Origin of the sequence: Curtobacterium oceanosedimentum, from assembly GCF_020297365.1 — a bacterium.
In the GTDB taxonomy this organism is placed as follows: domain Bacteria; phylum Actinomycetota; class Actinomycetes; order Actinomycetales; family Microbacteriaceae; genus Curtobacterium.
Map to the genome: position 1 here is coordinate 93343 of NZ_JAIXIG010000010.1, position 7491 is coordinate 100833.

Below are 7491 nucleotides of genomic sequence, written 5' to 3' on the forward strand. Positions count from 1 at the left end.
GATCAGCCCGTGAAGGTCGCCGTTCCGGGCACCGGCACGGCGACCGGCGCGGTGCCACCGGCGGCGTCGGCCGTCACGACGAGCGTCACCGTGGCGGTCTGTGCCGAGGACAGACCGACGAGGCCCAGCACGTAGGTGCCGGCCGAGTCGACGAGGTCGGCGGGCAGCACGATCGTGCCGGAGACGTTGCCGTCGGCGTCGGCGCGGAACTGCACGCCGGGGATGGCGACGGCGTCGGCGGCGTCACCGATGGCAGCGGTGACGACCTCGTTGGGGGCGAAGCCCGAGCCCTGCACGCGGACACCGGTGGTGGTGGCCTCGGTCAGGGTCGCGGTCTCGGTGACCAGACGCGCTGCGGCGGTCGGCTGCGGCGTGAAGTACGTCGTGGTGTCGTCGATGCGCAGGGCCGAGATCGAACCACTGGCGTCGGCGGCGAGGGGCTTCGCGCTGGAACCGAGCGGCGAGGACAGGCTCTTCAGCTCGCCACCGGGGACGGTGTCGACCGGCTCGCTCGGCGTGGGCGTGCCCTCGGTCGGGGCCGTGGTCGGCTCGTCGGTCGGGGCGGGGGTCTCGGTCGGAGCGGGGGTCTCGGTCGGCTCCTCCGTGGCGGGCGGCGGCGTGGTGATCTCGCCGGCGATGTCGATGCCGACGTAGACGACGTACCCGACGACCGTGGCGTCGGCGTCCTGCAGGTCGGCGGCCAGCTCCGAGGTGGACTCGACCTCGCCGGTGGACGGGTCGATCCAGTTGTTGCGGCCTTCGTGGACACCCTCGCCGTTCGGAGCGTCCGTCGCGAAGACCACGGTCTCGGCGCTGGAGTCGCCGCCCTCGCGGATCGCGAGGCCGAAGGTGGTGGCCCCGGTGGTCGTGGCGCTGATCCCGGCGGCGAGCGCACCGAGGTTGCTCGGAGCGACCGGCTTGCTCAGACCGCGGACCAGGCCGACGGCCTCGCCCTCGGAGACGGACAGGCCGTCCTCGTCGAGCGTGGCGTGGTCGGTGATCTTCCCGCTGTTGCTCGGGTCGGACAACGACGCCCAGTACCACTCGTCGGTCAGCGGCACGGTGCCCTCGGGGGCTGCCGTGAAGTCGGACGCCGAGTCGGTCCAGGTGACGATGCGCGACGCGGCGGTGGCCTGCACGTCTGCGTTCGAGACGGCGGGGACGAGGGCGGCGGTGAGGCCGAGCACGCTGGCGCCGACGGCGGCCGCGGTGATGCGAGAACGAAGCACGGTGTGGAGATCCATCCGGTCGGTGGACAGGGTGCATCCACTGCGACGCCCCCCGTACTGAGATGTACTCAGTACGTCGAACCTACTCAGTTCCTCAGCATTCCGCGACCCCCCGTTCCCCGCGGCGGCCCGGACCAGGCGGCGGCGGACCGGGCGGGCTCGGCGCCGCCCGGTCCGCGCTGCTCAGACGTCCAGGTGGTCGACCAGCTCGTCCGCCAGACCGGTGTACGTCGCGGGCGTGAGGTTCGTCAGCCGGGCCTTCGCGCCGTCGGAGATGTCCAGGCGGTTCACGAACGCGACGAGGTCCTGCTGGCTCACCCGCTTGCCCCGGGTGAGCTCCTTGAGCATTGCGTAGGGGTCCTCGATGTTCGACTGCCCGGCGGTGACCTCGGCGCGGATGACGGTCTGGATGGCCTCGGCGAGCACCTCCCAGTTGTGGTCGAGGTCGTCGGCGAGCTTGGCCTCGTTCACGGCGATCTCACCGAGCCCGCGGCGCAGGTTGTCGAGCGCGAGCAGCGAGTGCCCGAACGCGACGCCGATGTTCCGCTGCGTGGTGGAGTCGGTCAGGTCGCGCTGCAGGCGGCTCGTCACGAGGGTCTCGGACAGCGTCGAGAACAGTGCCGACGAGATCTCGAGGTTCGCCTCGGCGTTCTCGAACTTGATCGGGTTGATCTTGTGCGGCATCGTCGACGACCCGGTGGCGCCGGCGACCGGGATCTGCGTGAAGTACCCCATCGAGATGTAGGTCCACACGTCGGTCGCCAGGTTGTGCAGGATCCGGTTGGCGTGCCGCACCCGGTCGTACAGCTCGGCCTGCCAGTCGTGCGACTCGATCTGCGTGGTGAGCGGGTTCCACGTCAGGCCGAGGCCCTCGACGAACTCGCGGGACAGCGCGGGCCAATCGGCCTCGGGGTCCGCGGCGAGGTGCGCCGAGAACGTGCCGGTCGCGCCGGAGAACTTGCCGAGGTACTCGCCGCCCTCGATCTGCGCCAGGACCCGCTCGAGCCGGTAGACGACGACCGCGAGCTCCTTGCCGAGCGTGGTCGGCGTCGCCGGCTGGCCGTGCGTGTGGGACAGCATCGGGACGCTCTTCAGCTCGACGGCGAGCGTCCGCAGCTTCTCGAGCACGGCTCGGAAGGCGGGCAGCCAGACCTGCTCCACGGTGTCCCGCACGGTGAGCGCGTAGGACAGGTTGTTGACGTCCTCGCTGGTGGCGGCGAAGTGGGTGAGCTCCGCGATCGCGTCGAGCCCGAGCTCGGACAGACGACGGCGCACGAAGTACTCGACGGCCTTCACGTCGTGCCGCGTCGTCGCCTCGATCTCGGCGAGCTCCGCGATCTGGTCCTGGCCGAAGGTCTCGGCGATGCGGCGCAGCGCGGCCTTGTCGTCGACGCTGAGCGGCGAGGTGGTGAACAACGCGTGGTCGGTCAGGAAGACGAGCCACTCGACCTCGACCACGATGCGAGCACGGTTGAGTCCGGCCTCGGACAGGTGCTCGCCCACCGTGTGCACGATCGGGTAGTACCGCCCGTCAAGCGGGCTGATCGGCTGCGGGGGAAGGGGGGTCATGGGGCTCCCTGACGGACTGCCGGCTCGAGCTGGTGGAAGAGCGCCCGGCAGGCCCGTTCGACGGTCGAGAGCACTCGGTCGAACTCGTGTCGGTCCGCGTAGTACGGGTCCGGCACGTCGGTCTGCTGGGGCCAGGCGGCGTCGTACCGCAACAGGAGCGTCACCTTGGCGGAGTCGTCCATGGTCGGGGCCCACGAACGCAGGATGCGCTCGTGGGAGCGGTCGAGTGCGACCACCAGGTCGAGGTCCGGGAACCGGTCCGGGTCGAACTGACGGGCGCGATGCCTGCTGCCATCGTATCCGCGCGCTGCCAGGGCGGCGATCGTCCGCTCGTCGGCCGGTTCACCGACGTGCCAGTCCCCGGTGCCGGCCGACTCCACCTGGAACCGGTCGGCGAGACCCGCGTCGGCGGCGATCTGTGCGAACACGACGCCGGCCATCGGGGAGCGGCAGATGTTGCCGCTGCAGACGAACGAGACGCGGAACGGGGCGTCGACGTCCTGGGTCATGAGCACATCATGACGCAGGGCGGTGTCCTCCGCGAGGTCCGCCCGGGTCACGCCCGCTGGCGGTTGAGCACCGGGCGCGCGACGAGCCCGATCAGCCACGCGAAGACCGCGAGCACGAAGGCGCCGACGATGCCCCACCCGAACGAGTCGACCTCGAGCCCGAAGCCGAACGCCTCGGAGATGCCCGCGACGATGAGCAGCAGCACGGCGTTCACCACGAACGAGATGAGGCCGAGGGTCAGGATGTAGATCGGGAACGCGACGATGCGGATGATCGTGCCGATGACCGCGTTCACGAGCCCGAACACGAACGCCACGAGCAGGAAGGTGAGGACGGTCGCGGTGGTGTCACCGTCGCCGAACGGGGTGACGGAGACCCCGCTGACGATGAGCGTGGTGAGCCAGAGCGCGACGGCGTTGACGACGAGGCGGACGAGGAATCGCATGCACTCATGATGCCCTCGTTCCCCGCACGCGTGCCGGTAGCCTGGGCCGGTGAGCGAGCAGCGTGTGCACATCCGCCCGGAGGTCGCGGTCCTCCCCGCCTACAAGCAGGGACGACAGGCGGCCGCGTCCGCGTTCAAGCTGTCGAGCAACGAGAACCCGTTCCCGCCGCTCCCCGGCGTGGTCGAGGCCGTGCAGGCGCAGACCGCCTACAACCGCTACCCCGACGCCACCGCCCTGGCCGTGCGCGCCGTCCTCGCCGAGCGCTTCGGCGTCACGGCGGACCAGGTGCACGTCGCCCCGGGCAGCGTGGCGATCCTGCACGAGCTCGCCCGCGCGACCTCCGGCCCGGGTGACGAGGTCGTGTACGCCTGGCGCTCGTTCGAGGCGTACCCCGGTGTCGTCACGGTCGCGGGGGCGACGAGCGTGCCGGTGCCGAACCGTGCCGACGGCGGCCACGACCTCGACGCCATGGCCGCCGCGGTGACCGACCGCACGCGCATGGTGATCGTCTGCTCGCCGAACAACCCGACCGGGCCGGTCGTGACCGCCGACGAGTTCGACGCGTTCATGGCCGCGGTGCCGCGATCGGTGCTGGTCGTGCTCGACGAGGCATACGCCGAGTTCGTGACCGACGAGTCCGCCGTGCACGGGCACCCGTTGCTCGCCGCGCACCCGAACCTCGTGGTCCTCCGCACCTTCTCGAAGGCGTACGGCCTCGCCGGCCTGCGCGTCGGGTACGCACTCGGCCCGCAGTACGTGCTCGACGCCGTCCGCGCCTGCGCCATCCCGCTCTCGGTGACCGCCCAGGGCCAGGCCGCCGCACTCGCCAGCCTGGAACGCGAGGACGAACTGCTCGCCCGCGTCGCCGAGCTGGCGACCCTGCGGGACCGCCTGGTCGGCGAGCTCCGCGCCCAGGGCTGGGCCGTGCCCGACGCCCAGGGCAACTTCCTGTGGCTGCCGACGGGGGAGCGGACCGCCGCAGCGGCCGCCGCGTTCGAGGAGGCCGGCATCATCGTCCGGGCCTTCCCACCGGAGGGCGTCCGCATCTCCATCGGGGAGCACGAGGCTGTGGAAACGCTCCTCGAAACCGCACGCTCGCTTGTGGGGGACCTCCAGGTGGCCGACTGATGGCTGGCGCTACGCTGGCCCGCATGTCATTCCGCGCCGCGGCTCCCGCGACGACCACCGTCCGGCTCCTCGATCCCGAGGGTCGGTTCGTGGAGACCGACGAGAACGCCGAGTTCGCCGCCGCAGCGCGTGCGATCCCGGACGAGACCCTGCTGGCGATGCACCGCCGCATGGTCCTCACCCGTCGGTTCGACCACGCCGGCCACAACCTGCAGCGCACCGGCCAGCTCGGCCTGTGGGTGCCCAGCCACGGGCAGGAGGCCGCCCAGACCGGTTCCGCCTTCGCCCTGCGCGCCCAGGACCACGTGTTCCCGTCGTACCGCGAGCACGCCGTCACGATGCACCGCGGCGTCGAGCCGATGGAGATCATCGCGATGTACCGCGGTCAGACCCACGGCGGGTGGGACCCGGACCAGCGCGGCAACACCCACATCTCCACCCTGGTGATCGGCTCGCAGACGCTGCACGCCACCGGGTACGCGCTCGGCCAGAAGCTCGACGGCGACGTCGGCACGGGCGACCCCGACCGCGACGCCTGCTCGATCGTCTACTTCGGTGACGGCGCGACCAGCCAGGGCGACGTGAACGAGGCCTTCGTGTTCTCGGCGTCGACGCAGGCCCCCGTCGTCTTCTTCCTGCAGAACAACCACTGGGCCATCTCGGTGCCGGTGTCGGTGCAGTCGCCGACGCCGCTCGTCGATCGCCCGCGCGGCTTCGGGATCCCGAGCGTCCTCATCGACGGCAACGACATCCTGGCGTCGTACACGGCCTCGGTCGTCGCGACCGACCACGCCCGCAGCGGTCAGGGCCCGGCCTTCATCGAGGCCGACACCTACCGGATCGGTGCGCACACCAGCTCCGACGACCCGAGCCGGTACCGCGGCGAGGACGAGCTGAACGCCTGGGTCGAGCGCGACCCGATCGTCCGCTCGGCCGCGTACCTGCGCAGCAAGGGCGTCACGGACGAGCAGTTCGCCGCGTTTGACGAGGAGGGCGAGGACATCGCCGCCGACGTCCGCCGCCGGACCGTCGCCCTCACCGCCCCCTCCACGGACGTCATGTTCGACAGCGTCTACCGCGAGCCGCACCCGCTGATCGCCGAGCAGAAGGCCTGGCTCGAACAGTACGAGGCCGGCTTCGAAGGAGGCGCCCACGCATGAGCACCACCGAGCAGCTCTTCGACTACACCCTGCGCTCGCACCCGGGCGCCGGCGAGGTCCCGAGCGACCCCACCCCGACCCTGCCGATGGCCAAGGCGCTCAACGCCGGGCTCGCCGCAGCCATGGAAGCGGACGACAAGGTCCTGCTCATGGGCGAGGACATCGGCGCACTCGGCGGTGTCTTCCGCATCACCGAGGGCCTGCAGGACCGCTTCGGCCCCGAGCGCGTGCGGGACACCCCGCTCGCCGAGGCCGGGATCATCGGCACCGCGATCGGTCTCGCCCTGCGCGGGTACCGTCCCGTCGTCGAGATCCAGTTCGACGGCTTCGTCTGGCCGGGCTTCGACCAGATCACGTCGCAGCTCGCGAAGATGCAGAACCGTCTGCCGGCGCACATGTCGTTGCCGGTCGTCATCCGCATCCCCTACGGCGGCCACATCGGCGCCGTCGAGCACCACCAGGAGTCCCCGGAGGCGTACTTCGCGCACACCCCCGGTCTCCGCGTGGTCAGCCCGAGCACCCCGAACGACGCCTACTGGATGATCCAGGAGGCGATCGCGTCGAAGGACCCGGTGGTCTTCCTCGAGCCGAAGTCGCGCTACTGGCCGAAGGGCCAGGTCGACCTGGTCGACGGCCACGTCCCGATGCACACCACCCGCGTCGCCCGCACCGGCACCGAGGTCACCCTCGTCGGTCACGGCGCGATGGTCGCCACGCTGATGCAGGCGGCGGAGCTCGCCGAGGCCGAGGGCACGAGCTGCGAGGTCATCGACCTGCGCTCGATCTCGCCGATCGACTGGGAGCCGCTGCTCGCCTCGGTGCGCAAGACCGGTCGCCTGGTCATCGCGCAGGAGGCCTCCGGCTTCGTCAGCGTCGGCAGCGAGATCGCCGCCACCGTCGCCGAGAAGGCGTTCTACACGATGCAGGCACCGCCGCTGCGGGTGTCCGGCTTCGACGTGCCGTTCCCGGTGTCGAAGCTCGAACACCTGCACCTGCCGGACGCCGACCGTGTCCTCGAGGCCGTCGACCGCGCCCTCGCCTACTGACCAACCCGACCGAGATCGCGAAGGAGCCGTAGTGGCCGCCGCCGAATTCCCCCTGCCCGACGTGGGCGAAGGACTCACCGAGGCCGAGATCGTGCAGTGGCGCGTCGCGATCGGGGACGAGATCGCCGTCGACCAGGTGCTCGTCGAGATCGAGACCGCGAAGTCGCTCGTCGAGCTGCCCTCGCCGTTCGCCGGGACCGTCACGGGGCTGCTCGTGTCCGAGGGGGACACGGTCGAGGTCGGCAAGCCGATCATCCGCGTCGACTCCGACGCGTCGGTCGCGTCCGGCGCGGCCGTCACGCCCCCCGCTGAGCAGTCGGGAGGCCCGGCACCCGTCGCCCAGGCAGCCCCGGCCGCACCCGTGGCCGCGTCCACCCCGCCTGCTCCCGCCGCGACGCCGGCC

Annotated in this window: 8 protein-coding genes; 4 read left to right on the forward strand and 4 right to left on the reverse strand. The window is 71.3% G+C overall.

Going from position 1 to position 7491, the window contains the following annotated elements; all coding sequences use genetic code 11:
- Positions 1-2: 2 nt before the first annotated feature.
- The 4 genes from LEL83_RS06630 to LEL83_RS06645 form a co-directional block, all read right to left on the reverse strand.
- Positions 3-1229 carry a hypothetical protein gene (locus LEL83_RS06630; RefSeq protein ID WP_225558212.1) on the reverse strand — a complete coding sequence of 409 codons (1227 nt, stop codon included), beginning with the start codon at positions 1227-1229 and terminating at the stop codon, positions 3-5.
- A 183-nt stretch (positions 1230-1412) separates the two neighbouring features.
- Positions 1413-2798, reverse strand: coding sequence for an adenylosuccinate lyase (purB, locus tag LEL83_RS06635; protein ID WP_225558213.1), 1386 nt, complete (start codon positions 2796-2798; stop codon positions 1413-1415).
- Positions 2795-3307: a low molecular weight protein-tyrosine-phosphatase gene (locus tag LEL83_RS06640; RefSeq protein ID WP_111110721.1), complete on the reverse strand. Its 513-nt coding sequence runs from the start codon at positions 3305-3307 to the stop codon at positions 2795-2797. The genes purB and LEL83_RS06640 overlap by 4 nt, the downstream gene beginning before the upstream one ends.
- A 47-nt stretch (positions 3308-3354) precedes the next feature.
- On the reverse strand, positions 3355-3753 hold the full coding sequence (locus tag LEL83_RS06645) for a phage holin family protein (protein ID WP_198657494.1): 399 nt from the start codon (positions 3751-3753) through the stop codon (positions 3355-3357).
- 49 nt (positions 3754-3802) lie between these two features.
- Here LEL83_RS06645 and LEL83_RS06650 point away from each other — a divergent pair, with 49 nt between their 5' ends.
- From LEL83_RS06650 to LEL83_RS06665, 4 genes are all read left to right on the forward strand, one after another.
- A complete protein-coding gene (locus LEL83_RS06650) occupies positions 3803-4882 on the forward strand; it encodes a histidinol-phosphate transaminase (protein ID WP_198657495.1) in 1080 nt (359 codons plus the stop codon).
- A gap of 23 nt (positions 4883-4905) precedes the next feature.
- Positions 4906-6042, forward strand: coding sequence for a thiamine pyrophosphate-dependent enzyme (locus LEL83_RS06655; protein ID WP_225558214.1), 1137 nt, complete (start codon positions 4906-4908; stop codon positions 6040-6042).
- Positions 6043-6128: 86 nt separating this feature from the next.
- Positions 6129-7088 (forward strand): alpha-ketoacid dehydrogenase subunit beta, encoded by a 960-nt coding sequence (locus LEL83_RS06660; protein ID WP_225558219.1) that lies wholly within the window; start codon positions 6129-6131, stop codon positions 7086-7088.
- Between the two features lie 31 nt (positions 7089-7119).
- Positions 7120-7491: biotin/lipoyl-containing protein (locus LEL83_RS06665; RefSeq protein WP_308009880.1), on the forward strand; the 372-nt coding region annotated here is incomplete at its 3' end.

Coding starts and splice junctions, on each gene's coding strand:
- LEL83_RS06655 (WP_225558214.1), top strand. CDS start 4,906: ATGTCATTCCGCGCCGCGGCTCCCGCGACGACCACCGTCCGGCTCCTC.
- LEL83_RS06645 (WP_198657494.1), bottom strand. CDS start 3,753: ATGCGATTCCTCGTCCGCCTCGTCGTCAACGCCGTCGCGCTCTGGCTC.
- LEL83_RS06660 (WP_225558219.1), top strand. CDS start 6,129: ATGGCCAAGGCGCTCAACGCCGGGCTCGCCGCAGCCATGGAAGCGGAC.
- LEL83_RS06640 (WP_111110721.1), bottom strand. CDS start 3,307: ATGACCCAGGACGTCGACGCCCCGTTCCGCGTCTCGTTCGTCTGCAGC.
- purB (WP_225558213.1), bottom strand. CDS start 2,798: ATGACCCCCCTTCCCCCGCAGCCGATCAGCCCGCTTGACGGGCGGTAC.